Origin of the sequence: Tropicibacter sp. Alg240-R139, from assembly GCF_900537075.1 — a bacterium.
Taxonomy (GTDB): Bacteria; Pseudomonadota; Alphaproteobacteria; order Rhodobacterales; family Rhodobacteraceae; genus Falsiruegeria.
Genome location: NZ_UNRA01000002.1, coordinates 94,481 through 121,406, shown reverse-complemented (window position 1 = coordinate 121,406; position 26,926 = coordinate 94,481). Strand labels below are relative to the sequence as shown.

Annotated in this window: 29 protein-coding genes; 10 read left to right on the top strand and 19 right to left on the bottom strand. The window is 59.1% G+C overall.

Annotated features, from left to right (window positions below; all coding sequences use genetic code 11):
* Window positions 1-5: 5 nt before the first annotated feature.
* From glp to G6R15_RS08205, 7 genes are read right to left on the bottom strand one after another with little or no spacing between them, the layout of a single operon-like run.
* The gene (gene glp / locus G6R15_RS08235; RefSeq protein ID WP_164659392.1) at window positions 6-1,265 is read right to left on the bottom strand and encodes a gephyrin-like molybdotransferase Glp; all 1,260 of its coding nucleotides are present in this window, start codon (window positions 1,263-1,265) and stop codon (window positions 6-8) included.
* A complete protein-coding gene (locus G6R15_RS08230; protein ID WP_164659391.1) occupies window positions 1,266-2,138 on the bottom strand; it encodes a hypothetical protein in 873 nt (290 codons plus the stop codon).
* Window positions 2,135-2,626 carry a molybdopterin-guanine dinucleotide biosynthesis protein B gene (gene mobB / locus G6R15_RS08225; RefSeq protein ID WP_164659390.1) on the bottom strand — a complete coding sequence of 164 codons (492 nt, stop codon included), beginning with the start codon at window positions 2,624-2,626 and terminating at the stop codon, window positions 2,135-2,137. The genes G6R15_RS08230 and mobB overlap by 4 nt, the downstream gene beginning before the upstream one ends.
* On the bottom strand, window positions 2,623-3,219 hold the full coding sequence (mobA, locus tag G6R15_RS08220) for a molybdenum cofactor guanylyltransferase MobA (protein ID WP_164659389.1): 597 nt from the start codon (window positions 3,217-3,219) through the stop codon (window positions 2,623-2,625). Before mobA ends, mobB begins: the two co-directional genes overlap by 4 nt.
* Complete coding sequence (locus G6R15_RS08215) at window positions 3,216-3,701, bottom strand: hypothetical protein (RefSeq protein ID WP_164659388.1); 486 nt, start codon at window positions 3,699-3,701, stop codon at window positions 3,216-3,218. Before G6R15_RS08215 ends, mobA begins: the two co-directional genes overlap by 4 nt.
* 49 nt (window positions 3,702-3,750) lie before the next feature.
* Window positions 3,751-4,095, bottom strand: a complete 345-nt coding sequence (locus G6R15_RS08210) for a hypothetical protein (protein WP_205520496.1) — start codon at window positions 4,093-4,095, stop codon at window positions 3,751-3,753.
* A 5-nt stretch (window positions 4,096-4,100) separates the two neighbouring features.
* Window positions 4,101-4,994: a formate dehydrogenase accessory sulfurtransferase FdhD gene (locus G6R15_RS08205; protein WP_164659386.1), complete on the bottom strand. Its 894-nt coding sequence runs from the start codon at window positions 4,992-4,994 to the stop codon at window positions 4,101-4,103.
* A gap of 49 nt (window positions 4,995-5,043) precedes the next feature.
* On the opposite strand from G6R15_RS08205, the gene G6R15_RS08200 reads away from it, so the two are divergent.
* Window positions 5,044-5,760 (top strand): AzlC family ABC transporter permease, encoded by a 717-nt coding sequence (locus tag G6R15_RS08200; RefSeq protein ID WP_164659385.1) that lies wholly within the window; start codon window positions 5,044-5,046, stop codon window positions 5,758-5,760.
* Window positions 5,757-6,089, top strand: a complete 333-nt coding sequence (locus G6R15_RS08195; protein ID WP_164659384.1) for an AzlD domain-containing protein — start codon at window positions 5,757-5,759, stop codon at window positions 6,087-6,089. Before G6R15_RS08200 ends, G6R15_RS08195 begins: the two co-directional genes overlap by 4 nt.
* Window positions 6,090-6,390: 301 nt before the next feature.
* On the opposite strand, the gene G6R15_RS08190 is transcribed toward G6R15_RS08195, so the two are convergent.
* From G6R15_RS08190 to G6R15_RS08160, 7 genes are all read right to left on the bottom strand, one after another.
* A complete protein-coding gene (locus tag G6R15_RS08190) occupies window positions 6,391-7,020 on the bottom strand; it encodes a hypothetical protein (protein ID WP_164659383.1) in 630 nt (209 codons plus the stop codon).
* Window positions 7,021-7,039: 19 nt separating this feature from the next.
* A complete protein-coding gene (locus tag G6R15_RS08185) occupies window positions 7,040-7,174 on the bottom strand; it encodes an aa3-type cytochrome c oxidase subunit IV (protein ID WP_164659382.1) in 135 nt (44 codons plus the stop codon).
* Between the two features lie 64 nt (window positions 7,175-7,238).
* Complete coding sequence (locus tag G6R15_RS08180) at window positions 7,239-7,811, bottom strand: hypothetical protein (RefSeq protein ID WP_240336705.1); 573 nt, start codon at window positions 7,809-7,811, stop codon at window positions 7,239-7,241.
* Entirely contained in the window at window positions 7,795-9,633 is a 1,839-nt protein-coding gene (locus G6R15_RS08175; RefSeq protein ID WP_164659381.1) for a glycerophosphodiester phosphodiesterase, read from the bottom strand. Before G6R15_RS08175 ends, G6R15_RS08180 begins: the two co-directional genes overlap by 17 nt.
* A gap of 291 nt (window positions 9,634-9,924) precedes the next feature.
* Window positions 9,925-10,386 carry a DUF6173 family protein gene (locus tag G6R15_RS08170; RefSeq protein ID WP_164660243.1) on the bottom strand — a complete coding sequence of 154 codons (462 nt, stop codon included), beginning with the start codon at window positions 10,384-10,386 and terminating at the stop codon, window positions 9,925-9,927.
* Between the two features lie 28 nt (window positions 10,387-10,414).
* Entirely contained in the window at window positions 10,415-11,461 is a 1,047-nt protein-coding gene (locus G6R15_RS08165) for an MBL fold metallo-hydrolase (RefSeq protein ID WP_164659380.1), read from the bottom strand.
* Window positions 11,461-13,164 carry an acyl-CoA dehydrogenase gene (locus G6R15_RS08160; RefSeq protein ID WP_164659379.1) on the bottom strand — a complete coding sequence of 568 codons (1,704 nt, stop codon included), beginning with the start codon at window positions 13,162-13,164 and terminating at the stop codon, window positions 11,461-11,463. Before G6R15_RS08160 ends, G6R15_RS08165 begins: the two co-directional genes overlap by 1 nt.
* 126 nt (window positions 13,165-13,290) lie before the next feature.
* On the opposite strand from G6R15_RS08160, the gene G6R15_RS08155 reads away from it, so the two are divergent.
* Window positions 13,291-14,241, top strand: a complete 951-nt coding sequence (locus G6R15_RS08155) for an L-threonylcarbamoyladenylate synthase (RefSeq protein ID WP_164659378.1) — start codon at window positions 13,291-13,293, stop codon at window positions 14,239-14,241.
* On the opposite strand, the gene G6R15_RS08150 is transcribed toward G6R15_RS08155, so the two are convergent.
* Window positions 14,242-14,817, bottom strand: a complete 576-nt coding sequence (locus G6R15_RS08150; RefSeq protein WP_255456158.1) for a YqgE/AlgH family protein — start codon at window positions 14,815-14,817, stop codon at window positions 14,242-14,244. It abuts the gene before it with no gap.
* Between the two features lie 122 nt (window positions 14,818-14,939).
* Between G6R15_RS08150 and G6R15_RS08145 the strand changes: the two genes are divergently transcribed.
* Both G6R15_RS08145 and G6R15_RS08140 read left to right on the top strand, forming a co-directional pair.
* Window positions 14,940-15,743, top strand: coding sequence for a protein-disulfide reductase DsbD domain-containing protein (locus tag G6R15_RS08145; protein WP_164659377.1), 804 nt, complete (start codon window positions 14,940-14,942; stop codon window positions 15,741-15,743).
* A 3-nt stretch (window positions 15,744-15,746) separates the two neighbouring features.
* Window positions 15,747-16,172 (top strand): NUDIX hydrolase, encoded by a 426-nt coding sequence (locus G6R15_RS08140; RefSeq protein ID WP_164659376.1) that lies wholly within the window; start codon window positions 15,747-15,749, stop codon window positions 16,170-16,172.
* On the opposite strand, the gene G6R15_RS08135 is transcribed toward G6R15_RS08140, so the two are convergent.
* From G6R15_RS08135 to G6R15_RS08120, 4 genes are all read right to left on the bottom strand, one after another.
* Complete coding sequence (locus G6R15_RS08135) at window positions 16,156-19,554, bottom strand: efflux RND transporter permease subunit (RefSeq protein ID WP_164659375.1); 3,399 nt, start codon at window positions 19,552-19,554, stop codon at window positions 16,156-16,158. The two genes, G6R15_RS08140 and G6R15_RS08135, sit on opposite strands and share 17 nt — an antisense overlap.
* A gap of 6 nt (window positions 19,555-19,560) precedes the next feature.
* Window positions 19,561-21,015, bottom strand: a complete 1,455-nt coding sequence (locus G6R15_RS08130; protein WP_164659374.1) for an efflux RND transporter periplasmic adaptor subunit — start codon at window positions 21,013-21,015, stop codon at window positions 19,561-19,563.
* 109 nt (window positions 21,016-21,124) lie between these two features.
* Entirely contained in the window at window positions 21,125-21,667 is a 543-nt protein-coding gene (moaB, locus tag G6R15_RS08125; RefSeq protein WP_164659373.1) for a molybdenum cofactor biosynthesis protein B, read from the bottom strand.
* Window positions 21,668-21,692: 25 nt separating this feature from the next.
* Window positions 21,693-22,457, bottom strand: coding sequence for a uracil-DNA glycosylase family protein (locus G6R15_RS08120; protein ID WP_164659372.1), 765 nt, complete (start codon window positions 22,455-22,457; stop codon window positions 21,693-21,695).
* 735 nt (window positions 22,458-23,192) lie between these two features.
* Here G6R15_RS08120 and G6R15_RS08115 point away from each other — a divergent pair.
* Genes G6R15_RS08115 through plsY form a run of 5 tightly spaced genes read left to right on the top strand, consistent with a single transcriptional unit; the run spans window position 23,193 to window position 26,911 of the window.
* Window positions 23,193-24,128: an aspartate carbamoyltransferase catalytic subunit gene (locus G6R15_RS08115; protein ID WP_164659371.1), complete on the top strand. Its 936-nt coding sequence runs from the start codon at window positions 23,193-23,195 to the stop codon at window positions 24,126-24,128.
* Entirely contained in the window at window positions 24,125-24,652 is a 528-nt protein-coding gene (locus G6R15_RS08110) for a hypothetical protein (protein WP_164659370.1), read from the top strand. The genes G6R15_RS08115 and G6R15_RS08110 overlap by 4 nt, the downstream gene beginning before the upstream one ends.
* On the top strand, window positions 24,649-25,026 hold the full coding sequence (locus G6R15_RS08105; protein WP_164659369.1) for a hypothetical protein: 378 nt from the start codon (window positions 24,649-24,651) through the stop codon (window positions 25,024-25,026). The genes G6R15_RS08110 and G6R15_RS08105 overlap by 4 nt, the downstream gene beginning before the upstream one ends.
* Complete coding sequence (pyrC, locus tag G6R15_RS08100; RefSeq protein WP_164659368.1) at window positions 25,023-26,303, top strand: dihydroorotase; 1,281 nt, start codon at window positions 25,023-25,025, stop codon at window positions 26,301-26,303. Before G6R15_RS08105 ends, pyrC begins: the two co-directional genes overlap by 4 nt.
* The gene (gene plsY / locus G6R15_RS08095; protein WP_164659367.1) at window positions 26,303-26,911 is read left to right on the top strand and encodes a glycerol-3-phosphate 1-O-acyltransferase PlsY; all 609 of its coding nucleotides are present in this window, start codon (window positions 26,303-26,305) and stop codon (window positions 26,909-26,911) included. The genes pyrC and plsY overlap by 1 nt, the downstream gene beginning before the upstream one ends.
* Window positions 26,912-26,926: the final 15 nt, after the last annotated feature.

Genomic DNA, 26,926 nt, shown 5'->3' with positions numbered 1-26,926 from the left:
ATGGATTACAGCCCAAAGCTGGAAAACGGAATAAACCTCACGGGATCGCCAGGCTGGATATGACGGGCGCCGTCTTGGATTTCAATCAGGCCCTCGGCCCAGCTGAGGCCACTGATTCGGCCCGAACCTTCGGACTTAAAGGCCTCGACCCGGCCCTCACGAATACGACCTCGTAGGTATTCCCGCCGTCCCGGCTTCTTGCGCTTTTCGAACGCTGCCGGGAGTAGGAAGCCCTGAGGGTCATCCCAACCCGCTCCTGCCAAAAGCGCCATCGCGGGTCGCGCGAAAACCAAAGTGCAGACCATCGCCGCAACGGGATTTCCGGGCAGTCCAAAAACCGGTGCGCCCTGCCACATACCCAAGGCCAAAGGGCGCCCAGGCTTTACAGCGATACGCCATTCCTGCATCGCACCTGCTTCGGTCAACAAAGCCGAGACATGATCCTCGTCCCCCGCCGAAGCCCCACCGCTGGTCAGGATGACATCCGCCTGTTCAGCTGCACTGTCTAGGGCTGCACGCAACGCGGCGCGATCGTCAGCAATCCGCCCCATATCAATGGTGACTGCCCCAAACCGGCGCGCCATCGCAAGAAGCATGGGGCGGTTTGCGTCAAATATTTGTCCCACCCCTGCAGGCTGGCCGGGCTCGACCAGCTCATCCCCGGTCGAAATGACCGCAACACGCAGCGGCTTGCGCACCTGCACACGAGATACTCCGACCGCCGACAGCAGAGCCAAGTCGGCAGGCGTCAGGACACGCCCCAATGTCAGAACGATTTTTCCCGCCACTACATCCTCGCCTGCCTTGCGCGCGTTGGCGCCTTGTTTCAGCGGGCCGTTAAAAGCAATTTGGCCGTCTTGGGCGTTCACGTCCTCTTCAAGGATCACAGTGTCAACGCCGTTGGGTAGAGCCGCGCCCGTCAGAATCCGTATCGCAGCCCCAGAAGGCACAACACCGGCATAGGGTACTCCGGCCGCCGCGCGTCCCTGCAACAATGGCAAGACATGAGTGCCTTCGGAGATAGCCCCTGCAAAACCATAACCGTCCACCGCAGAATTGGCCTGTGGCGGGTTGGATCGCAGCGCGGCAACGTCCTGGGCCAGAATACGGCCCAAAGCGTTGCCGATCGCCACCTCTTCGACTGCAGTCACAGGGGCCAACCGATCACGCAACAACACCAAAGCCTCGTCCACCGGCGTCCAGTTCACACCTGCGGGTAACGCGAAACAGTCATTCCGCAGGGGCGGAGGGTTCAGGTCAGTCATCTAATGCAGCGCCAGTTCATTCAAACGGTCCGTATGGCCGATTCCAAAAATCCAAGCCTCTTCTTTGGCCACCTTAGGAACCTGCGCCATCAATGTGCCGAACTCTTTGATCTCAAGCAAGGAGATCGCCCGGCTGAGCAATCGAACCTGAACCCGGTCGCGGATTTCTTCCTTCGATGTGTCTTGCATCGCCTGCTTGACCGCAGGTTCGATCAGACCCGGCCAAACCTCGGCCATCACGATACCAGCGTCATCATGGTTTTCGAACGGCCAGACAGCGACATCTCCGCGCCTGCGCAGGCGCGTCAGAACCGGCAGGCCCATCAGGATCTGGCTGCCCACGGTGGGATTGTAGAACAGTTGAAAACAGCTCGACGCCGCCTTGGCCGCCAGATCGGCCGAGCGGCGCTCGGCCACCTGATCAAAGGGGATGCCCTGTTTAACATAAGGGACATCCGGCCATCGGTCTTTGTGCGGCTTGCCCCAGAACGGCCCCGGCCCATCAAACAGCTGGTTCATCTGTGCGGCAACCTCGAAGCGATTATTAATACCCTTTTCATCGTCTTCGATCCCCTCTTCGAGCCAATCCCACAACACAAAGGGATCGTCCGATCCGGTGATATGGCGCGCGAACCCTTTTGGATAGCCAAAGGGAAAATCAAAGCCTGCGAACACACGGCGACCTGCGGCTGTTTCTGCATCAAAGACATCAACCAACCACGCCTCTGCCTCTTGCCGGTTGCGGCAGTATACTGGCTCTTCTGACCGCCCCGCCCGCGCGATGCCAATCCAGATTGCGTCTTTAGTGGGTTTCACCGGGCGGCGTTGCCCGGCTGACCAATCAACCATCAGAACCGTGTCGAACGGCCTCACAGTCCGATCTCTTGCGCGATAAAATCGGCAATCGCAGCGGTGTCGTCCAGATCAAAGACAGGACGGTTCAAATCCAGCGGCATATCACTGGCCACCGCCCGGATTGTTGGATCATCCGGCGCGATCAAGTCGTTGCCCGAGGCAGCGCGAAACGCCTCGACCTTGGGATGCGCCTCGCGTTTGTAGCCCTCGATCAACACGAGTTCGACCGGATTGAGCCGCCCCAGCAACTCGGCCAGGGGCGGTTCGGACGCACCGCGCAGTTCTTGCATGATCGCCACCCTCAAAGAAGAAGCCAGCACCACCTCTTGCGCGCCAGCCTGCCGGTGCCGGTGGCTGTCGGTGCCAGGGTGATCCACATCCGCGCTGTGATGCGAATGCTTGATGGTTGAAACGCTCAGCCCGCGCGCGGTGAACTCGGTCACCAACCGCTCCACCAACCCGGTTTTGCCGGAGTTCTTCCAGCCCGTGACACCATAGATCTTCATAGCATCGTCTCGGCCTTCGCCAGGTCTTCGGGCGTGTTGATATTGAAAAAGGCGTTGTCATCAAAAGGGGCCGAGGCCGCGCCATGTTTATCAGTCCAGAGCACCACCTTGCGCAGCCCGTCCTCAAGAGCAGCTCGCAAGTCGGCGCGCAGATTAACCGGCCAAAGGCCAAAGGTCGGGTGCCGGTTCATTCGCCCGTCTTCATGCGTGGCGGCCAGCGCAATCGGGGTATTGGCCCTGTCTGCGGCGCGGGTCAGACGTTCGGCCAGGTCTTCTGGGAAAAAGGGCGTGTCGGCGGCGGCGGTGATGATGTGGGTAAAGTCTTGGTCAGCAGCGTAGTCCATCCCCGCCAGCACACCTGCGAGCGGGCCGGGGTAATCCGGCAGGCTGTCCGAGATCACCGGCAGGCCGTATTCCATGAACCGCGCCGCATCGCCATTGGCGTTGAGCACAAGACGATCCACCTGCGGCCCCAATCGGTCAATCACCCGATCCAGCAGGCTGCGCCCGCCCAGGATCAACGCGCCCTTGTCGCCCCCCCCCATCCGACGGGCTTGGCCGCCGGCCAAGATCACTCCGAGAGGTTTGGTCATTTGTTTGCCTCTGACTTCCAGGACCAAGGGCGCAGAGCAATAATAGCAAGCGCCGTGCTCAGCACAAAAATAACGATCGGTATGAAACCAAATTGCATAGCGAGAGCGCCCAGCGTTGAAATCCAAGCGCAAGCTGAAACCGACAACGCAACAAAGGCTAGCCCAAACGCAGATCTCCACCGCTGCAACACGTCCAAAGCCATTTGTGAATGATCAAGCCCGTTTGGCACGCCCCAAAAAAGCAGCCGCAGCACCAAGCGATTTCGTGCTCGGTTTCGCTTCATGCGTGAGAGTGAAAACAGCTTGTCCTTGCCTTGGTCACCTGCCCATCCAAATCGCTCTAGCTCTAACTTAGAACACTCTTTCATCAACGCGAACAAGACGCGTTGCAATTCAGCGGCACGTCCTAGGCTATAAAATGCAAACAAAAATGCGCCCAGAGCAATTACATGAATAAGCGTTTCGATAATCAGGTTTGTCATCGTTCAAACCCCCCGCGATCTTTGGTCAAGGTCGATCTGAATGGGTTGGTCATTTGTTTGCCTCCGCCACATCAAAGGGCCGCGCCATCAAAAAATTGAGGCCGAGTAATACACCGAAAAACACAACCGCCCCAAGGCCCATAAAAAACGCCGCAATCAGCATCATCAGCCCAATCAGCCCAGCATAAGTCCCTCGGATTCTCTGAAGCTGTGCGACCTGCTCGGACTCGGCGTTGACGACACCGGCAAAGAGCACTCTACACATTAAACCCCGGCTCCATGGCGCTGCACTGAGTTCACGCAAAAACGGATGCAGATAGCGGAGAGTGAACCAAAGACCCAAGGCGCCCAAAGATAAGGTTGGCGCAAAGAATGCCAACGCCAGAATGTACACATCACTCATGAATGCTTCGCACTCTTGCGACGATGCTTCTTGTCCTCAACCGGGACGCTGGATGGATCGATGTCACGAACCAAACGATCTTCGCCGGACAGGCACACAAACCGCTGGCCACGCATCCGGCCGATCAGGGTCAGCCCAACCTCGCGGGCGATCTCGACGCCCCAGGCGGTAAACCCGGATCGCGAGGCCAGCACGGGGATGCCCATCATCGCAGTTTTGATCACCATTTCGGAGGTCAGCCGCCCGGTGGTGTAGAGGATCTTGTCCTCAGCCTCCTCATCGGTTGACAGCATCCACCCCGCGATTTTGTCGACCGCGTTGTGGCGCCCAACGTCTTCCATGTAGACCAGCGGATGGTTTTCTCGACACAGCACCGTGCCATGGATGGCCCCGGCTTCCAGGTACAGCGACGGGGTGCGATTGATTTTCGCGGACAGGTCATAGAGCCACGATGTGCGCACAGACACGGCGGGCAAGCGCACGTCCTCTAACCCCTCCATCATGTCGCCGAACACCGTCCCAACGGCGCAGCCAGAAGTACGGGTCTTTTTCTTGAGCTTTTCCTCGTAAGACGTCTCGCGTTCAGTTCGGACAACGACGGTTTCCAATTCATCGTCATAGTCGGTGCCAGTGATCACATCGTCGGGTAGCAACATGCCTTGATTGCGCAAAAACCCAAGAGCAAGGTATTCGGGGTAATCGCCTATGGTCATCGCCGTGACGATTTCCTGACTGTTAAGGAAAATCGTCAGCGGCCGCTCCTCGACCACGGAGATCTGCGTGGCCTGCCCGTTTTGGTCGAACCCTTCGACCGCGCGGGTCAGCCGCGCCGCGCCCGGGTCGGGGGCGATGATATAGTCCGACAAATCGTCCCGAATAGCCAATTGCAACCCTTCCCCAAGCCCGTTACCTGTTTCGCGCTTAACTTAGGATTTCCGCATGGCATTCACCACATCGAATTCCTTTTACTGGAAAGGCTTTCGCGACGGCTCGCCCTTTGTGCTGGTGGCGATCCCCTTTGGCACCCTGTTTGGCGTGCTGGCGACCGAGGCGGGGCTGAACATCGTGCAGACCATGACCTTCACTGCCACGGTGTTTGCTGGCGCTGCGCAGTTCACAGCGCTTCAGCTGTTGCAAGAAGAGACACCGACCCTGATCGTGTTGGCATCGGCTTTGGCTGTGAACTTGCGGGTGGCGATGTATTCGGCGGCGTTAACTCCCTACCTGGGTGGTGCGCCCCTATGGCAACGATCAGTGGCGGCCTATTTCGTAGTGGATCAATCCTATGCCTGCTCGACCGTGCAGTTCGAGAAAGAGCCGGACATGACGGTGCCGCAAAGGATGGCCTATTTCTTTGGCTCGATCTCTCCGATCGCGCCGCTTTGGTATCTGTGCACTTATCTGGGTGCGGTGCTCGGCACGCAAATCCCGGACAGCTGGGCGTTGGATTTTGCGCTGCCAGTTACGTTTCTGGCGATGCTGGGGCCGATGCTGCGCACTCTGCCCCATATGATCGCGGCTTTGGTAGCCATTGTTGTGGCGCTTTTGACCACGGTGGTGCCCTATAATCTAGGGCTGCTGATCGCCGGGTGTATCGGCATGATGGCGGGCGCGCAGGCCGAGGTGATGTTGGACCGCAGAAAGGCGCAGGCATGAACAGCATCGACCCCACCACCATGTGGATTGTGATCGTTGGCATGGCGGTCGGCAGTTTCGTGCTGCGCTTCGTTTTCATCGGGTTTGTTGGTGATCGTCCGCTGCCACCCTGGCTGCTGCGCCATCTGCGCTATACGGCTGTCGCCATCCTACCGGCACTTATCGCGCCGCTCGTGGTTTGGCCCGCCGCAACCGGAGGTCAACCTGATCTTCCGCGCACCAGTGCGGCCACCGTAGCGTTGGTGGTGGGGCTGCTTACAAAGAATGTGATTGCCGCGATCTTTTCCGGCGCGGCGACGTTGTACGGATTACTGTATCTGATGGGCTAGACTGCGTTTGACGCAGTTTTCCGACGATTTCATGTCTACGAGCCCGGGGGGCTCCCGCCCGTTGTCGATGTCCCTATCGGGACACCTCATCCAGTTGGGCCCAGCCTCGCTCCGCTCGGTGATTGGCGATTGTCGCGAAACAGGCGCCCCAGGTGGAACCGCGCCGGGCTTTGCCCGGCGCCGAGCCCAAAGCCGCTAGCTATGCCGACAAAGTCGGGATCGCTCGGGTGCGGGAGCTTTGTGAATCCAGCCCTGGTTCATCATGGCAACAAAGGGGTTTCGTACCGCCAAATAGAGGTGATCAACCGCCCGCCGCTGCTTGAGCGTTTAACTTGGCGTTGTTCTCTGCCAAACCCTTTTGCAGGTCAGCATCATCGTTTTCGTAATACCGCTCAGTCTTCACGCCAGGCATCTGCTCGAACTGAGCCGACAGGCTGGCTGGCTGGAACCCCGATTTCACGCCCTCAAACCCTGGTACCTGCTGCAACAATTGCGAGGTCGCACTGGCGCAGAACGCACCCGGTACCGGTCCCATCTGCTTTGCCAGTTGATATGCAGTTTCAGCCTGCTCGGGCGTCACTTCGATCTGCTGCACCACGACGTGGTGGGTCGAGCGTGCGTGAGACTTGCGATAGGCCTGCTCAACACCCGGAGTGATGCCGTAGAGCACGTCATTGCGCTCGGGCACGAGGTCAGCCCGAAACGAGCCAGCGGGGTCAAAAATGATCCGCTCGCGTGCATTGATCATGAGCGAGGTGTGCGCCCCGCTCCCCGACCGATTATTAATCATGGTGTAAAGCGTCAGCGTCGCAGGGCCGGGATCACGATAGGATACCGCCGCAATTTGTGTATCGCTGGCCTGTGGGCCGCGCGTCGAAGCGCAGCCAGAAAGCCCAAGCGCGAGTGCGCCGACTAGAACAAGACGTAACACGCTTTGCACCGCAATCAGGTCAGGACGCGAAAACTGCGAGGAACAGCAGGATGCCGAGGATGACAACGCAAGACCAAGTACAGAACTTGATGAACGCGTTGTACATTGCGGTTTGATCGGTGATGTCCATTTCGCCGTGCTTGTGATCCGCCATGAGTCTTTTCCTATTCGTCAGAATTTTCCGTTGGATACTGGATTTGAATGCGCCTGTCACCACGTCATTCGCGCGCAGGGCTTATGGCGTCCAGAACCGTGCACCCCGGATAACCAAAGCCCCACCGCCACGGCAACCCTGAACAAGGGGCACCACCAAAGCGCACGGCCAAATACATCGCCTCGGCAATAGCCTCATAAGCGGTCGCCACAGCATCGGTGCCCACTTCGTAATGCGCCGCAACATCTTCAACACGCAAAGCACCCGTTCGTTTTACGCAGCTTTCCAAGGCTTTATCAGCCGTCAATCGCGCGTCATAACTGTCTTCGGCCGTCTCCGCGCCACCCGCGTTGTGATAGGCGCGATCGTGGATAACACAGCAATTTTCCCACGGTGGAATCTGGTCGTGAGCCTCGGCAAAGTCAGGGAAACTGCGCGCTACAACACGCCAACTATATGACAACCCGCCCGAACAACCATCAGTTTCAAACGCACTCAACTCTGCATCCGTGCGAATCGACATCAAGGCACGGTGAGTCGGAATTTCAAAGGCACGGGTCACGCCGCCGTCATCGGCGGCTACGGGCAGTGCTTGAACCAAAAGCGCCGTGATGATCAAGCTACGGGCTGGAATCACGATAATCTCCGGTCGACAGATCAAGACCCAGTTCCTCGCTCATCCAAAGCAACATTCGTTCCGTCGGTGTGAGGCCCGCGCGAAACTCCAACACTTGCCGCGCCAGTGCCGGCTCGTCCGTGATCAAACCGTCAACGCCAAGCGAAATCATTTTTGACATCTGCAGAGGATCATTCACTGTCCAAACATAAAGATCTTTGCCTGCTGCATCGGTGGCATTAACCATCGACACATTGGCCATACCCGCATTCACAGCAAGAAAATCACCCTCAAGCGCGGTCAAATCACCCACTGCCGTTGCCGCCAGTACGCCAGTCCGCCAGTCCGGGCGCAGCCCGCGCATCTTGAGCACAGCCGGGTATTTCAACGACATAAGCGCGATCTGGTCCTGCATCCCCAATTCTTCGACAATCGCGACCACGCGGTTTTCCAGATCCACATCATGGCCGTAGTACTTCAATTCGATCAACACCTTGGACGTGCCGCGCGCAGCTTGTAAAACCTCGTGCAAGGTGGGCGCGCGCTCATCCGAATACGCCGGATCAAACCAGCTGCCGATGTCGATCTCTGTCAGGTCCGCCATTGTCGCGTCCCAGATCGTCAGGTTGACGCCCGCCAGTTTCATGAAGTCGCTGTCATGCATAACGACAACTTCGCCATCTGCGGTTTCCTGCACATCAATCTCGACCCAATCGGCACCGTCCCCGATGGCCTTGACGACCGAAGCCATCGTGTTTTCGGGACGCGATCCCGCAGCCCCCCGATGGGCGATGATCTCGACTTCATCGTCTGCCTCGACGGCTTCGAGCAACCCGTTGCCCATCCAGATTCCACCGATCACCGCCACGGCCCCAACGCCGACAGTCACTGCCAGTTGCAATCGCAAACCCCCACCACCAGAGGTTTCGGCGGCTTGCATTCTCTGCCCGCCGAAAAACCCGTCAAGCAACACCGCAAGAGCGCCGAGCGCCACTGCGGACAGGACGATTCCAGCCAGCCCCCAAAGCAAAACGATAGCCATCGAAAAGGTCAGAGCCGACTTCAAATGTCCCTCGGTGATCGGTATCAGGTTGATGGCCAACCCCGCGACAAAGGCAATCGCAACCGAAATCGCCAACCTCAGGGCGACCCAGATCACCAGTTCGATCTTAAGTCGTGTCTGCTTGCCCTGCATCCGAGAACGGCTTTCAACAAAGGCCTCACTGGGGCGGATGCCTTCAAACAGAACAAGATGAAGTGCGAGCGCCCAACTCGACAGACGCAGCAACAACACCAACGCCAAGGCCAAAAGGATCACGGCGACAATACCAGCAGCAGCCAAGAACGAGGGCGGCTTGTACGTCAGATAATAGTTGATGTCATAGTCACCGGTAACCCACAGCATGATAACACCAGCAGCCAGCGCAAAGGGCGCGATCAACAGAAGCACCCGCACCACAAACAGCAGGCCAAAGACCAGCAATTCCTTGAAATGACTGACGACAAAACCAAAAGCCGCCCAGGAGGAGCGCCAACGGTCAGGGCCGTCATAGCGCAGACTCGTGCTCATGACCGCAAAGCTCATCACTTCCACTGCGAGCAGGATGCTTAGAACAATCAACGTCGCCAGAAACCCGACCGGGGTCAGGATGAAATAGGCAATGTCCTGATCTGTCAGCGCCGGTTGGTTCGAGAGCGACACCGCCAGATTTATGGTCGCTGCCATGCCCGGCGCGATCAACGCATAGGCCATCAGGCGCAGCGCCATGTAGAGCGGCACAAATACACGCCGCCTGGCCCAAGCCTGCGCATAAGCCTCTGTTACCGTGGAAAAATGCGACACGAAAAACTCCCTTCAATGCAGCCATTGAACGATGGGAAACGGCACAAGGCAAGGGGGCGTCAGAATGCCGACTGCTTTCCAACCTTAGCCTTTGCCAGACCCGAAATCTTCTGGCGCTTGAGCACAGCCCATTCTACGCGACTTTAAAGCGCCACCTTCACGTTCTGCGGTGCCTCGCCTCGCGTCAGCGAGGCGCCCGGCCCAACGGGAGGAAGGCATCTTTGATGCCTGCTCGACCGGCGGGAGCCTTCCGTGAATCGAAGGAGTGAAGCAATTCGAGCTGACCTCAAGTCACGCCTCGTCCGACGTCTCCAGGTCTGCGGCCAATCGAAACCCGATGCGCGCGGCTGGGGTGTCTTCTTTTGGTTTGGGCAACGCTCGCAGCATCACGTTCAACTGGCTGACATGCTGTACCAACTGAGTGCGCACGCCATTCGAATCCGAGCCATAAAAGGTGATGATATCCGGGTCAAAATACCCCATCCCCTCGATCCGCAGCACACCTGCGTCCCCGCCAGTGAACCCCATGGCAACCTCATGCTCGCCATCCAGCTGCTCTTCAAAGCTGCGAATGTAGACGATCAGCCGCTCATACGCCCAACGCGACGGGCTTTTTGCGCCCGCGGGCTTTTGCATCTGTGCTGGCACCGGTCCCAGTTTGGCCTTGCGCTCGGGATCTGCATGGACCTCGTGATGGCGTGGCAGCGCCGCTGCTTCGGTCGCCTCGGCCGTCGTTTCGATTTTGTCGTCCATGTTCTCGTCCATGTTCTCGTCCCTGATCTTAGTCTTTGCGCTGATAGAGCCAGGCCCCATCTTCGCGTCGGGTCCGGGTCACCGCACCGATATGGTAGAGATGGTTCACATGCGCAACGGCCTCGACCAGGGCCAGACCGTATTCCCCTTCACCAATGGTGCGTTTGAACAACGGTGCAAAGCATTCCGACGCTGCTTTGGGTACGTCCAAATGGTTCAACAGGCGCTTGAGCGCGCCGTGGTGATTGTCAATCAGTTGCCGCATCCGAATGGGCAAACCGGTAAAGGGCAACTTGTGACCGCCCAAAGCCAAATGATCTTCGCGCGCCAGCGGTGCCAGCCGTTCGCAGGCTTCCAGCCACTCCGCCAGTGGATCGGCCAGTGGTTCTGTAGCATAAACGCCGATATTGGGGCTGATCGAGGACAGAATTTGATCGCCGGTGATCACCAGATTATCGTCGCGGCTCCAGAACGTGGCATGCTCGGGCGCATGGCCGTTGCCCATGTGGATATCCCAATCGCGCCCACCCATGCGGAACACGTCACCCTGCTTGATCCGCCGGAAACCCAGCGGCATCGGGTACACCATGTCCGAGAAGTTGAACGGTCTATCGGCCACCCGCTTGGCAAGGATTTCAGGCGCCATACCAGCCGATCGGTAATAATCCAGCGTCTCTTCCGGCCAGTTTTCCTGCACATCCAGCGTCAGCATTCTGGAAAACAACCACGCGGTGCGGGTTGTCACCAGCTCGGCCCCATGCTCGGACTGGAACCAACCCGCCAACCCCATATGATCTGGGTGGTGGTGGGTGACGACCACGCGAGAGATCGGCTTGCCGCCAAGCGGACCCGCCATCAGCTGTTCCCAAATACCACGCGATTTCTTCGATGCGAATCCAGTGTCGATCACCGTCCAGCTGTCGCCTTCATCCAAAGCGTAAACGTTGACGTGGTCCAGTTTCATAGGCAGCGGCAGGCGCATCCATAGTACGCCTTCAGCTACTTCGATGGCTTCGCCTGGTGCCGGTGGTGTGTCCCAAGGGTATCTCATCGCAAGTGTCTGTGCCCCGTCCATCACGCGACCAACTCTTCGATGGTCAAACCGAATACATCCGCCGATCCGTTCTGAGCCTGCACCAGCAAGCCTGCGTGCTCAGGCAAAAGCGCGTTAATGTAAAAACGCGCCAGTTTCTCGCGAGGGCCGCCCGCATCGGCAAGCGCTGCCATCAGGTGGTAGTGCCCCCCCAACACCCGAGCAAAAGCGTTCAGATAAGGAACCGCGCCAGCGAAACGGTCGTTCATATCGCCTTGGGCCACCAGCCACTCTGTAGCCTCGCGCAATGTCTCAGTCGCTTCCCATACAGGGCCAGCCAATTCAGGAACCGTGGCACGCGCGCGTTCGGCGTGATCTTCGATCTCGTCCAGCAGCTTGGCCGCAGCCTCGCCGCCATCCATCATCTTGCGTGCCACCAGATCCATGGCCTGAATACCGTTGGTACCCTCATATATCGCGGTCACGCGAACGTCGCGGTAGAATTGCGCCGCACCCGTTTCCTCGATGAAACCCATGCCGCCGTGGACCTGCACCCCTGTTTCGGCCACGCGAATACCCGTCTCGGTGCCAAAGGCTTTGGCGATCGGCGTCAGAAAAGCTGCACGAGCCGCCCATTCCGCGTCTCCGGTTGCTGTCTGCATGTCGATGGCCACCGCGCAATTCAGCAAGATCGCGCGTGAGGCAAAAACATCGGCCTTCATGCTCATCAGCATCCGACGCACATCAGCATGATCGATGATGGTCCCGCTAGGTGTCTTGCCTTGCTTACGCTCCATCGCATAGGCCAGCGCGTGCTGATAGGAGCCTTCGGCCACGCCAACACCCTGCCCCCCGACACCCAGACGGGCGTTGTTCATCATGGTGAACATCGCAGCCATGCCACCGTGTTCCTTGCCCACAAGCCAACCCTTGGCACCATCAAACTGCATCACGCAGGTGGGCGAGCCATGCAGGCCCATCTTGTGTTCCAGGCTAACGACTTTCAGGCTGTTGGCCACGCCCGCCCCGCCATCTTCGTCTGGTAGATTGCGCGGAACAATGAACAGACTAATGCCTTTGGTTCCCGCCATCCCATCGGGCAGACGGGCCAGCACCAGATGGCAGACGTTGCTGGCGAAATCGTTGTCGCCCCACGAGATAAAAATCTTCTGGCCGGTCACCGAATAGCTGCCATCGCCATTGTCCAAAGCCTTGGAACTCAGCGCACCTACATCAGATCCGGCCTGTGGCTCGGTCAGGTTCATGGTGCCTGACCACTCGCCTGACATCAGCTTGGGCAGGAACAGCTCTTTGATCGCATCGCTGGCATGGTGTTCCATCGCTTCGATCTGGCCTTGGCTCATCAGTGGGGCCAATTGCAGCGACAGGCACGCGGCGCTCATCATTTCATTAACAGAGGTGGTCACCGTCATCGGCAATCCCATGCCGCCGTATTCCGGGTCGCCGCTCATGCCGATCCAACCTCCTTCGGAAATCGCTTTCCACCCGTCCGCATAGCCGGGCGAGGTGCGTACAACGCCGTTTTCCAGGCGTGCAGGCTGCAGATCCCCAGGGACCTGCAAGGGCGACATCACCTCTTCGCACATCCTACCGGCTTCGGTCAGGATTGCATCGACCACGTCGTCAGAAGCTTCCGAAAATTTCTCGGTTCCCGAGACTTGATCGAATGCGACGACATGGCGAAATAGAAATTGATAGTCGGTGACTGGTGCGCGATAGGGCATTGGTTCCCTCGGAAGGTTGACGATCCATGGCCTTGGCAACCAAGGCAGGCATCGGTAAAGACAGGGTTTGGACGATTACCTATCCAGCGCCCCCTTGCAAGCAACCAAAACGCCGCGTCACCGACCATGAATCGTAAGGACACAACCTATTTGACAGCCAAGCCGGGCGACATCGCCACGGCGGCTGATCTGCTGCGGGCGGGCGATCTGGTCGCCTTTCCGACCGAGACGGTCTATGGCCTGGGCGGTGATGCACGCAATGGTGATGCGGTCGCCGCGATTTATTCGGCCAAGGGTCGGCCAAGCTTCAATCCCCTGATTGCCCACGTCGCCAGTATCGCGGCAGCGAAACGTTATGTTGTTTGGTCAGATGAGGCGGATCGCCTGGCACAAGCATTCTGGCCCGGACCGCTAACGCTGGTATTACCTCTCAAACCCGATCACGGAATCTCGCCATTGGTCACCGCCGGATTGGACACCCTGGCAGTGCGGGTTCCGGCCCATGAAACGGCCCGCGCGCTTTTGACAGAATTCGACGGCCCGGTGGCGGCCCCATCGGCCAACCCATCCGGTCGGATCAGCCCGACCACGGCAGACCATGTCCGCGGCGGATTGGACGGACGTATTGCGGCCGTTCTGGATGATGGCCCTTGTGGCGTTGGCTTGGAATCCACCATTGTTGGGTTGGCGGACACCCCTGTTTTGCTCCGTCCAGGCGGCCTGTCGGCGGATCTGATTGAGGCTTGTCTGGGCCAACCTATCGGCGCTTACAAACAGGGCGATGCGCTGTCTGCACCAGGCCAGTTGCTGTCACATTACGCCCCCGACTCGAGCGTCCGGTTGAATGTCGTAACCCCGGCAGGCGATGAAGTTTTGCTGGGTTTCGGCAATGTGGCCTGCGATCTGAACCTGTCTGCCACGGGGGATCTGACCGAAGCTGCAGCAAATCTGTTTTCGGCCCTGCACCGGCTGGATGCCTCCGGACGACCCATCGCAGTGTCACCGATACCGGAAAAAGGGTTGGGATTGGCGATCAATGATCGACTGCGCCGCGCCGCAGCACCCAGGGGGATTTAATCAGGCGTGACCTGCGCTGGCTGATAGGGTCAATGGGTCAATGCCCAGTGACTTCAGCGCAGCTTCCCATTTGCCGCCGTCATCCAGATCAAAGACAATTCCCAGATCGGCATCTGCCGTTAACCAGCCATTTGCCGCAATCTCGTCTTCCATTTGGCCCGGGCCCCATCCGGCATATCCCAGCATCAACAACCCACGCTCCGGTCCTTCGCCATTGGCAATATCTTCGAGCACATCCAAGGTCGCTGACATGCTGAATCCATCACCGATTTCCAGCGAATGCAGGTTGGCCTCGTAATCTGATGAGTGCAGGACAAACCCTCGTCCGGTTTCCACAGGCCCGCCAAAGCGTACAGGCCTCGCACCGATCCGGCGCGAGGGGCAATCTATGTCCAGTTGGTCCAGCAGCGCCGACAGGGGCAAGTCGGCGGGTTTATTCACGATCAGGCCCATGGCACCATCATCGCCATGGCTGCATATGTAGACCACCGAATGAACAAAGCGCGGATCGCCCATACCGGGCATGGCAATCAGCAGCTTGCCGGTCAAATTCATCTTAGTGTTCTCTTGCTTCATCTACTTCAAGAATGGACACGCCCCAGCGAGGGCGCAAGACCCCAGGTCACAAACAGGGGAAATTTTCCTGGCTAACCCGAACGTGACTTGGATTTCAGCGTTGAAGAGAGCATCTAGTAGACATGCTTAAATTTGTTGCCTTGGCCGCTTGCCTGACTGTTCCTTCTCTCTCTTCCGCCCAGGTTGGTGGGTTGGATGACATTGTTCAGCTGGAAATTCTGGACGGCGGCCAAACTGAACGCGGCACATATATTGGAGCGATCAAGATGACCCTGGCCGATGGGTGGAAAACCTATTGGCGCGCGCCTGGTGATGCAGGCATCCCGCCACAGTTCGATTGGCGCGGATCGCGCAACGTGGGAGAGGTATCGTTCACCTGGCCCTCGCCCAAGGTCTTTGATCAGAACGGGCTGCGCACCATCGGTTATGAAAACCAGTTGATCCTGCCGGTCGAGATTACGCCAAAGCGCGCCGGCAAACCGGTGCAATTGAAAGGGCAGATGTTGTTTGGTGTGTGCAGTGACATCTGCGTTCCCGGTCAGCTGAAGTTCAACCACGATCTAAACGCGACTGCAGGTCGGAACCCGGCAATTGCAGCGGCCCTTGCCGCCCAACCCTATTCGGCACGCGAGGCAGGCGTGAAATCCGCTACGTGCCGCCTGTCCCCCACCAAGGACGGGATGAAGATCGAGGCCAAAGTGCGCCTGCCGTCGACCGGCGGGTCCGAGATGATGATCATCGAACCGGGCGACCCATCGCTTTGGGCGTCCGAGTCACAAACGCGGCGCGAGGGAAATGTTCTAACCTCAACCGCCGAGCTGATCAGCGACGGCGGCAATGCCTTTGCGATTGATCGGTCCGAGATTCGCCTAACAGTTCTGGGTGGGGCGCATAGTGTCGACATCCAGGGTTGCACGCCGGGCTAGCGCATGACCTCACCAATCCCCAAACTGGGCGCTTTGGCCGTCGTCATCCGAGACGGCCATGTTTTGTTGGCGCAACGCAAGAAACAGCCTGATGCTGGATTGTGGGGTTTTCCCGGTGGTCACGTCGAATGGGGTGAAACCGCGTTGACTGCCGCCACCCGTGAGCTGCGCGAGGAAACCAGCGTCATCGCTGATCCGGTGGAGTACCTAACGAACTATGATCTTATCCGGCAAGACAAGACGGGTCAGACCGTTACGCATTACCTGCTTGTAGGCGTGCTGTGTTCTTTTGTCGAAGGCACCCCGCGCGTGGTGGACGAAATTGCCGACGTGAAATGGGTGCCCTTTGAGGTGGTTCAGGCAGGCGACCTACCAATGAGCGCGCGTGTTGCCGACCTTTTGGATTTGGCGCTTAAGCGCGCGATGTAGACCCACGCGCAAGGATCACAAGGCCCAAAATCATGGCGACAATCATGATGATCAAAGCCCCCAAGAAAAACAGCACCATTCCGGCCTGCAGGACGGAGAATCCAGTTAACACAGGTGCGATTGCACTGAGTTGAGGTGGCAGCACGCCGTTAAACAGTGGCCAAACCATTGTTGTGCCCAGCCAAGCCAGCATCGCGGTCCACGCCAGATAAACCACACCGCGCACTCGGCGATCTGGGCCCCGCATCGCACGGCGCATCGCAGTCAGCGGACGAGAGACATCGCGCTGAATAGCAACCAGGGCCGGAACCACAAGCAAGACAAGGAACATGCCAAACCCTAGGCCATAAACCAACGTGATCACAGTAGGTTTTAGGAACTGCGCCTGTTGCGATTGCTCGTACATCAGCGGAGCGAGCCCCAACACGGTGGTCAATGTGGTCAGCATCACCGGGCGCAAACGGTCAGCGGCCCCATCAATGATCGACGGCGTCAGCCCTCGTTCCTGCGCGTACTCATCAATGGTCGTGACCAGAACAATCGAGTCATTGATGATGATCCCCGTCATGCCCAGCAGGCCCACCACGGTGAACATGCTCAGTGGCACTTCCCACAGGTAGTGGCCCCAGATCGTGCCAACTAGGCCAAAGGGAATGATCGCCATGACCACCAAGGGCCGCGTCCAGCTGGCAAAGACCCAAGCCAACACCAGATAGATGCCTGTCAGACACAGTATCAGGCCGGTGCGGGCGTCGTTCAAGAATTCGTCCTCCTGCTCGCTGAGCCCTGACATGCGCCATTCGACCTGACGTTCGCTGGCGATCTTTGGCAGAATCTCTTCACTTAGCGCTCGGTTGATCTCTTCGGCACGCGCCGGATCATCCTCGGAAATGTCGCCCGTCACTGACACCTGCCGCACGCCATTCTCGCGGCGCACGGTTGAAAAGCCGGTGCGCTGATCAACGCTCACGATGTCGGCCAGCGGCACATAGACGCCTTGTGGGGTACGCATCAAAGTACGCTCCAGGAAATCAGCGGTCAGCTCGCCTTCGGGCAGTTCCACGCGAATCTCGGCGCTGCGGGGGCCGTCGGGATAGGTCGCCGCCTCGATCCCGTTCAAGCGGGATCTAAGCGCCCGACCCAGCGTTTCGATGGTAAAGCCAAGAGCCTGCCCCTGCGCGGTCAGGTCCAGCACCACCTCTTCCTTGTCATAGGCCAGGTTATCCTCAACCGCCGACACTTCGGGATAGCGCAGCAATGCAGTTTGCAAATCCTCGGACGCCTTTTTCAGCGTTGTAACCTCGGCACCGTAAAACTGCACGTCCAGTGCATCGCCACCCGGGCCTGAACGCCAGCCCCGGAAGCTGACCGTTTCGACCAGCGGAAGCCGGGTTACGAAATCCTGTAGCTCGCCCACAAATGCAAAGCTGGAATAGGGCCGTAGGTCTGCATCAATCAATTCGATCGAGATGCCGCCCAGCAGGTCCTTGTCTTTGGTATCGACACCCGACAGACCCCGCCCTGCATTGCCACCAATTTCGGCCAGGACATAGTCCAGCGGATTGCGGCCATAACGTTCTTCGTACTGCTTGCCCAACTCCTCGGTCGCGCGCTGCATTTCGCGCATCATTTCCAAAGTGTCAGCCCGCGTAGCCCCTTCGACCATAGCAAAGTTACCGGTGACCGAGCCCCGTTCAGGTGCGTTGAAGAATCGCCATTTGACGTCGCCCTGAATGAACAAGGCGATTTGGCTGGCCAGAATAACCACCGCGCCCGCCAGCACCACATAGCGTGCCCAGACAACCCAGGCCATTAATGGGCGGAACAGGTGATCGCGCACCCAGCGAAAACCTCGGTTCACCACCCGGTTGGGCATGTCGTACCAATGTTCCTTGGCCGAATGCGCGATCGCGTGGCTCATGTGGTTGGGCAGGATCAGGAAGCATTCAACAAGCGAGGCTGCCAGAACGGCAATCACAGTGAAAGGAATATCGCGGATCAACTCGCCAAAGCGTCCACCGACAACCGTGAGCCCGAAAAAGGCAATGATTGTGGTCAGGGTTGCCGCAAATACCGGCATCGCCATTCGCCGCGCAGCGCGTTCCGAGGCGACAACTGGATGTTCGCCTAGCCGCCGCGCCCTGAAATCCGCATGCTCTCCGACGACAATGGCATCGTCCACCACAATCCCCAGAGTGATGATCAGACCAAAAAGTGAGACCATGTTGATGGTCAGGCCACCAATGTACATCAGCGCAATCGCGGCAAACATGGCCGCAGGGATACCCGCGGCCACCCAAAACGCGATACGCGCGTTGAGGAACAGGAAGAGCAGCAAGACCACAAGGCCAAGCCCCATCAACCCGTTGTCGACCAGAATGTTCAAACGCCCGGTGATAGCCTCGGCGCGGGTTCTGATCAGCTCGATCGTAACACCCTGCGGCAGGCTCAGCTGCATCTCGTCCACCACATCTTCGACAATGCGTTGAATGCGGATTGCGTCCCCCCCGTCCGAGCGGTCGATGCGGATCGACATGGCCGGGTGTTCATCAACGAAATAACTGCGGATGCGGTTCACGCCTTCGACCCGGATCGTGGCAACGTCTCCGATCGTCAACTTCGAACCGTCCGCATTAGACCGCAGCACGATCCCCTCGATGTCCTCGGGCGTGCGTTTGGCCACCCCGGTGCGCACCCGCGCATTGGCCCCGGCCACGTCGCCTGCAGGGTCCGCGTCCACCTCAGCCGAGATGGCCGATGCAATGTCGGTCATGCTGACGTCGTTCGAGATCAGCTGAGCCGATGGCACCTCGACAATCGTACGCGGTGCCGCAACGCCCCGGATCGTGGTGCGGGTCACACCGACCTCGAACAGGCGCACCACAAATTCATCAGTGAACAGCCCCAATTGACTGGGATCAATTGGCCCGGTGATGACCACATCTGTCACTCGGTCGCGCCAAGCGCCCCGGCGCACGGTCGGGTCTTCTGCATCATCGGGCAGGGTTGTGATCGCATCGACAGCAGATTGCACATCGTCCTGGGCGCGGGCCATTTCCCAGCCCGGCTCAAACTCCAGCCTCAGCGAGGCGCGCCCTTCGCGCGACGTCGATGTTGTGCTTTCAACACCATCCACCGCCAACATCGTCGGTTCCAGAACCTGAACAATGGCGCTGTCGACGTCTTCAGGGCCTGCGCCCTCCCACGTGACATCCACATTGACGTTCTCGACAATCACATCGGGAAAAAACTGCGCCCGCATATTGGGCATGGCAGCGGCCCCCAGCACCAGCAGCACGACCAACAGTAAGTTGGCCGCCGTGCGGTGGCGGGTGAAATAGCTGAACAGTCCGCTGGCGACTTCGGGGATCTCGCGGGCCATGACGGATTACCCCCCCATCCGGGCTTCGATCCGTTGCACCAAGGCGACAGGCACCTTGGCTTCGGCCAATCGCGCCAAGACGCGCTCCTTCATCTCGTTCGGCATGCGCTGGTTGTTCTCGACAAAGGCCACCAGCTTGGCACGGCGCTCGTCTGTCAGTTCCAGCATTGATGCAGCCGGTTCTGCCTCGGCCTCCTCGCGCAGCGGGCGGACCCGGATACCGGCGCCCAAAAGCGGCGTACGCCCGACAACCACTTCGCGTCCTTCCAGACCTTCGCCACGCAAGAGCACATGATCACCCTGACGCCGAACCAGTTGCACTTTAAGCGTTTCCAATCTGTCGTCGGCTCCAACAACTAACACAGTACGATCCGCTGCATAAGACGAGGCCGGCAGGCGCGCGACCCCATCCAACGGAGGTTCTTCGACGGACACGGTCACAAAATCCCCAGGTTTGAACCCAAGGGCCGCGTCCAGCCGAGCAAAAATCAAACGACCCGACTGCCCTTCTCCCGCAGCTGCGCTGTCACGGCTGATCGTTCCCCGCGCGAGCAGGTTCGATCCGGCGGCATCCAGAGAGGCGATCACCGTGGCATTGATCAAACGACCATCATCATCCAACAACCGCGCATATTGTGTCGTCGAGACACGAAACGCCACCTCTAACGCCTTGGGGTCTACAAGCTCGGCCAGTTTTTCGTTTGCCGATACAAGCCGCCCCTCGACAAGATGCACCCCGGACAGGGTGCCGTCGAACCGGGCCTTGATGGTGGTTTCAGTCAAGTCCCGCTTGGCTGCGTCCAGTGCGATCTGCGCGCGCGCCAGTCGCGTGATGGTCTGATCCACCCGCGCTTCGGCCTGTGCCTCGGCAATGCGCCGGGCCAGAACCGCTTGCCGGGCCGAGGCCGCTGCGAGCTCGGCTGTTTCTACGGCGGCTGCGGTGCCCACGCCACGCTCAGCCAGATCCTGTTGTCGCTTCAGTGCGCGATCCCTCAGTTCTGATTGATCCTTGGCAGCCTGCAATTCATTGCGCGCCAGATCCAGAGTTCGTTCAGCGTCACGCTCTTCGGCCTGAGCATCCAGCAAATCCGATTCTGTCCGGTCCAACGCCGATTGCGCGTCGGCCGGGTCGATACGGATCAACACCTCCCCCGCGTGGACAACACCGCCTTCTTCGACATTTTCGGCCAGTTCAACCACGCGACCAGCAGAGGCTGCGCGCAGTTCCAGCGTGCGACGACTTTGCACCTGACCAAAAGCCTCCAGCTCGGGCACGACAGTTCCAAACTCGGCCCGCTGCACGTTGACGGCAAACACGCGTTCTCGGGCCTGTGGTGGCTTTTTCTCATTGGTCAAGCGGCTTTGCACCGCGCCCATCACCAACTGTCCGGCATAAAGCAAAAGCGCCAGCGTCATTGACGCCAGAAATACCCCAACCAGGCTTTGTCGCAGAAAACGCATCTAGTTTACCCTGTCTCGGTCGCTTGTTGCTGTCATACCCATAATCTAGCAACGCCAACGGCATTGCCAAGCCACAAGGCAGTTATCCCGGGTGTAACGGGGTTCTAGTCTACTTCCGTCGCTGATGTTCGTCCAATCGTGGAAAAATCTCGACAAAGTTGCAGGGGCGATGACGGTAATCCAGTTGTTTGACCAGGATCTCGTCCCAAGCGTCCTTACAGGCCCCCGGACTGCCGGGCAGCGCAAACAGATAGGTGCCCCCGGCGACCCCACCCGTGGCGCGCGATTGCACTGCAGACGTGCCGATCTTTTGCATGGACACGATGGTGAATACCGTCCCGAAAGCGTCGATTTCCTTTTCATAGACATCCCGGTGCGCTTCGACCGTCACATCCCGCCCGGTCAGGCCCGTCCCACCGGTCGAGATTACGACATCAATTTCAGAGTCCGCCACCCAGGCCCGCAACTGATCAGCGATCTCGGCCCGTTCATCGCGCAAGATTTTGCGATCTGCCAGTACGTGACCAGCCTGGCCGATCCTATCAACCAGCACCTGACCGGACCGATCATCCTCTAGCGAACGGCTGTCCGATACAGTGAGCACTGCAATCCGGGTGGCGATGAAATCCGTGGTTTCGTCGATGCGCGACATTTAAGGGCCTTTCGGTAGTCTCGACTCAGCTGCCCATCAGCTTAGCCTTTAGTTCCAGCAGATCAGCCCAGGCTTGACGCTTGGCCTGCGGTTGACGCAGCAAATAGGCAGGATGGAACATGGGTATCGCGGGCAGGTTCAGAGCCGTATCCCATTTACCCCGTAGTCGAGTAATGCCGCGTTTTGCCAGCACCGCCTGACAGCTGATATTGCCCATAAGTACCAAGACTTCAGGCTTCACCAGTTCCACATGCCGTTCCAGAAACGGTTTCAACATGCCAATTTCATCAGGCCGCGGATCGCGATTCTGCGGCGGGCGCCAAGGCAACACATTGGTGACGTAGACCGAGCTTTCGCGGCTAAGGTCGATGGCCTCCAGCATTCGGTCCAACAATTGGCCCGCGCGACCAACAAATGGCCGACCTTCGCGGTCCTCATCCCGACCCGGAGCTTCGCCGATGATCATCACACGCGCCTCGGGGTTGCCGTCGGCAAACACCAGGTTGCGCGCGCCTTTCTTAAGCTCGCAAAGTTCAAACGCCGCCATCGCCGCTTGTAGGTGTTCCAGTGACGTCACCGCCTTGGCCGCGCGGCGCGCAATGTCGACCGGGTCAACGTCCCTGGGTTTTGCAGGTACGATCTGCTCTGCTTTGGCTTTCTTCGGTTTGGTCGCTTTATCTGGCAAGCTATATCGGTCCACCGGGCTGTCCCCGATGGTTTCGGACACGCCCAGTTCTACCTGCCATTCCAGCAGGGTCCGCGCCGTGTGATAGTCCAATGCCGATTCCATAGCGCACACTCTACCCTGCCCAGCGGCAGGGGAAAGCGGATTACCACTTGTCACCGATTGATCGTTGTCCGACCATCGCTGCGATGTTGCGGTTTCTGTTCCTCTGTCTGGCTATTTTCTTTGGCACTGCGGCCCAAGCTCAGTTGGGCAATCCATTGGGGGGCACCCGGTCAGAATGCCCCGTCGGCACACAACAATGCGGTTTTCGCAATTGCTGTCGTGTCGGCAGCACCTGCAGCTGGGACGGGCATTGCGTCCCACTTGGCGGCACCTATTGCGGCGGTGGCCGGTCCTGCCCCCGCGGGCAACTTTGCGTCAATGGCGGATTGAGTTGTTCGGCCCATGGATCAAGCCAATGTGGCAACGGTAAGATCTGCCCACCAGGAACGACCTGCACCGCGAGTGGCGACTGCCGTAGAAACACGGATCAGGAACAGCTCAAAGTTCCGGGCGCCGATCCCACAACGGGCTGTTTGCCGGGTGGCGGATGTTCTTCGCCGGGTTGGTATCAGTGCGAGGACACGGAATCCGAATGCCGCCCCGGTTTCAAATGCTCCAAGGCCCGCGGATGCGTCCCGATCAATGCAATCGACTGCGGCTTTGGCAAATGGTGTAAGCCCGGCGAACAGTGCTTGCCAGAGGGCGGATGTGCGTCTCAATAGCGCCCGCTTGCGTATTGCCCCGACCGAGCGACCTTTCTATAAGCGCTGAAAATGTCAGACCGGAGTCCAGCCCATGAGTTTTGCGCACCGTCACCTTCTTGGCATCGAACAGCTTTCCCAAAGTGACATCACCGCGATCTTGGATCTGGCCGAGACTTACGTGGATCTGAACCGGCAATCGAGCAAACACGCCGATGTGCTGGCGGGGCTAACGCAAATCAACATGTTCTTTGAGAACTCGACCCGCACGCAGGCGAGTTTCGAGATTGCCGGCAAGCGCCTGGGTGCGGATGTGATGAACATGGCGATGCAGGCCAGCTCGATCAAAAAGGGCGAGACACTGATCGATACGGCGATGACGCTGAACGCGATGCACCCCGATCTGCTGGTGGTGCGGCACCCGCATTCGGGCGCAGTGGACCTGTTGGCGCAAAAGGTGAACTGCGCCGTGTTGAACGCGGGCGATGGCAAGCACGAACACCCGACGCAGGCCCTGCTGGATGCATTGACGATCCGCCGCGCCAAGGGGCGTCTGCATCGATTGAACATCGCGATCTGTGGGGATGTTGCACATTCGCGCGTTGCGCGCTCGAACCTTTTCCTGCTGGGCAAGATGGAAAACCGCATTCGCCTGATCGGGCCCCCGACACTGGTCCCCGGTCAATTCGCCGAGTTCGGCGCCGAGATCTATGACGACATGCGCGAGGGTCTAAAGGACGTCGACGTGGTCATGATGCTGCGCCTTCAACGCGAGCGGATGGACGGGGGATTCATTCCGTCAGAGCGCGAGTATTATCATCGCTACGGGCTGGACGTCGAGAAACTCAGCCTCGCCAAACCCGACGCCATCGTCATGCACCCCGGCCCAATGAACCGGGGCGTCGAGATTGACGGCACTCTAGCCGACGACATCAACCGCTCGGTCATCCAAGAGCAGGTCGAGATGGGCGTCGCCGTCCGCATGGCCGCGATGGAGCTGCTGGCCCGCAACCTGACCACCGCCGCATGAGCAACCCGCTGCATATCCGCAAGGGTGAACAACGCATTCTGCGCCTGTTTGCGCTGGATATGCACCCCGAGCAGGCCCGATTTCTGCAAGAACCAGGCGCTGTGGCGCAGGTGTTGAAAATCGCGCCGCTGGATGACGAACAGGTCAAAGTATTTCCTGTCACAGACTTGGAAGACTTGGGGCTTTTTGGCTACCTGTCTGAAGGTTGCGGTGTTGACCCTGCGCAATTGGACAAGCTCGCGCTGGACGCAATCAAAGGTTGGGTTCTGCTCATGCGCAGCAAAGCATTTTGTGGGAACGAGGCCGAGCTTGCTCCGGGTGATGGTTTCAACTTGATCGGCATCTACACCGAAGACGGTACGGATTGGTCAGCCGAGCCGATCCAAACGTCCAGCGCAGCCCCCTACTCCGCGAAACAGCCCGCTGGCACGGCCGAGGGACGACGGACGCGACAATTGGCCCTGACCATTCTGGTTGGGCTTTCTCTTGTGATCACGCTTGTTCTGCTCAAGGTGCTGCTATGACCGAATTTCCCGCCAACCGCAGCGCCTATATCCGCAGCCACACCTGGATGGCCGCCGCAGCCATGGCTGGCGCGATGCTTGTGTTGTGGCTGATGGGCAACCCCTATGCCTGGACCGGCGCCCCGGCAGGTCTGGCCGCCATTGTCTTGCGCGGCTGGTACTTGGCCTCTGAAGAATTGAACTTTGTCTGGACCATCGAGGGCGATGACCTGGTCGGCCCTGGTCCACGCCGCGTGGCACTGAGCATTATAGATAAGGTCAACATCATGGGCAGCTACGTTCAGGTCGTGACCAAGCCCGGCGACAAACACCTGATAAAATACCAAGCCGACCCAGCGGCCACCAAGGCCGCCATCGAAAGGGCCATTCCATGAGCGACACACTCTTTACCAACGCACGTCTGATTGATCCCGAAGGCGGCAGCGACACGATTGGCTGGCTACATGTAACCGACGGGCGGATCATGGCAACAGGTGAAGGGGCAGCGCAGCAATCGGATACCGAAACCGTGGATTGTGGCGGCAAGTGTCTGGCCCCCGGTATTATCGACATTGGCGTCAAGGTTTGCGAGCCGGGCGAGCGGCACAAAGAAAGCTATAAATCCGCAGGCCGTGCAGCCGCAGCGGGCGGCGTAACAACCATGGTCACGCGCCCCGACACGACGCCCGCTATTGACACCCCCGAGACGTTGGAGTTTGTGACCCGCCGCGCCCAGGCGGACACGCCGGTGAACGTGCTGCCCATGGCTGCTCTGACCAAGGGTCGCGAAGGGCGCGAGATGACCGAGATCGGGTTCCTGCAGGATGCAGGTGCCGTGGCCTTTACCGATTGCGATCACGTGATCAGCGACACCAAGGTCTTTACCCGCGCGCTGACTTATGCCCGCTCGTGTGGTGCCTTGGTCATGGCGCATCCGCAAGAACCGATCCTGAGCAAGGGCGCTGCTGCCACCAGTGGCAAGTTTTCCGCACTTTATGGTCTACCCTCGGTCTCGCCCATGGCTGAACGGATGGGACTGGACCGCGACATCGCTTTGCTGGAAATGACCGGCGCCAAGTATCACGCCGACCAGATCACCACTGCCCGTGCCCTGCCCGCGCTGGAACGCGCCAAGCTCAATGGGTTGGACATCACCGCCGGAACGTCGGTCCACCACTTGACACTGAACGAGCTGGACGTCGCCGACTATCGCACCTTCTTCAAGGTCAAGCCGCCGCTGCGCTCCGAGGATGACCGTTTGGCGGTGGTCGAGGCTGTGCGCACGGGCCTAATCGACACCATCAGTTCGATGCACACGCCACAGGACGAAGAAAGCAAACGCCTGCCGTTTGAAGAAGCCGCAGCCGGTGCCGTTGCTTTGGAAACCTTCCTGCCGGCCGCGCTGCGACTGGTGCACGCCGAATATCTGGACCTGCCGACATTGTTCCGGGCGATGTCCCTGAACCCGGCCAAACGGCTGGGATTGGACGCAGGTCGATTGAGCGTCGGCGCGCCTGCCGATCTGGTACTGTTCGACCCCGATGTGCCCTTTGTGCTGGACCGCACGACGCTGTTGTCGAAATCGCAGAACACGCCGTTTGACGGCCAGCGGATGCAAGGTAGGGTGCTGGCAACCTTTGTTGGTGGTCACGAAGTCTTTCGGAGGAACTGATGCCCCCTATTGATACCCCCTTGGCGGGCCTACTCCTGTGGGCCGCAATCGGTTACGGCCTGGGGTCCATCCCCTTTGGCATGATCTGGGCGCGTGTGATGGGTCTGGGAAACCTGCGTGACATCGGTTCGGGCAACATCGGGGCCACAAACGTTTTGCGCACCGGCAACAAGACCGCCGCCGCCCTGACATTGCTGTTTGATGGCGGTAAAGGCGTGGTTGCCGTTTTGCTTGCCCGCGCGATGGCTGGTGAAGACGCAGTGCAAGTGGCCGCCCTTGCCGTATTTGTCGGTCACTGCTACCCCATCTGGCTTGCGTTCAAGGGTGGCAAGGGGGTCGCAACCTTTCTAGGTCTCTGGCTAGCCTTGGCCTGGCCAGTCGGCATCGCCTGCTGCCTGACGTGGTTGGCGGCTGCCGCCATCACCCGTATTTCGTCCCTTGCAGCCCTTGTTGCCGCAGCCAGCTCGACGGTCTGGGCCATCTTGTTCGGACACGGCACTGCGCTGTTGCTGGGCGTGCTGCTGACACTGCTGGTCTATTGGCGTCACCGCGCCAACATCGCGCGGATCAAGGCAGGGACAGAACCCCGGATCGGACAAAAGACCTGAGCGCCCTGGCCGAAG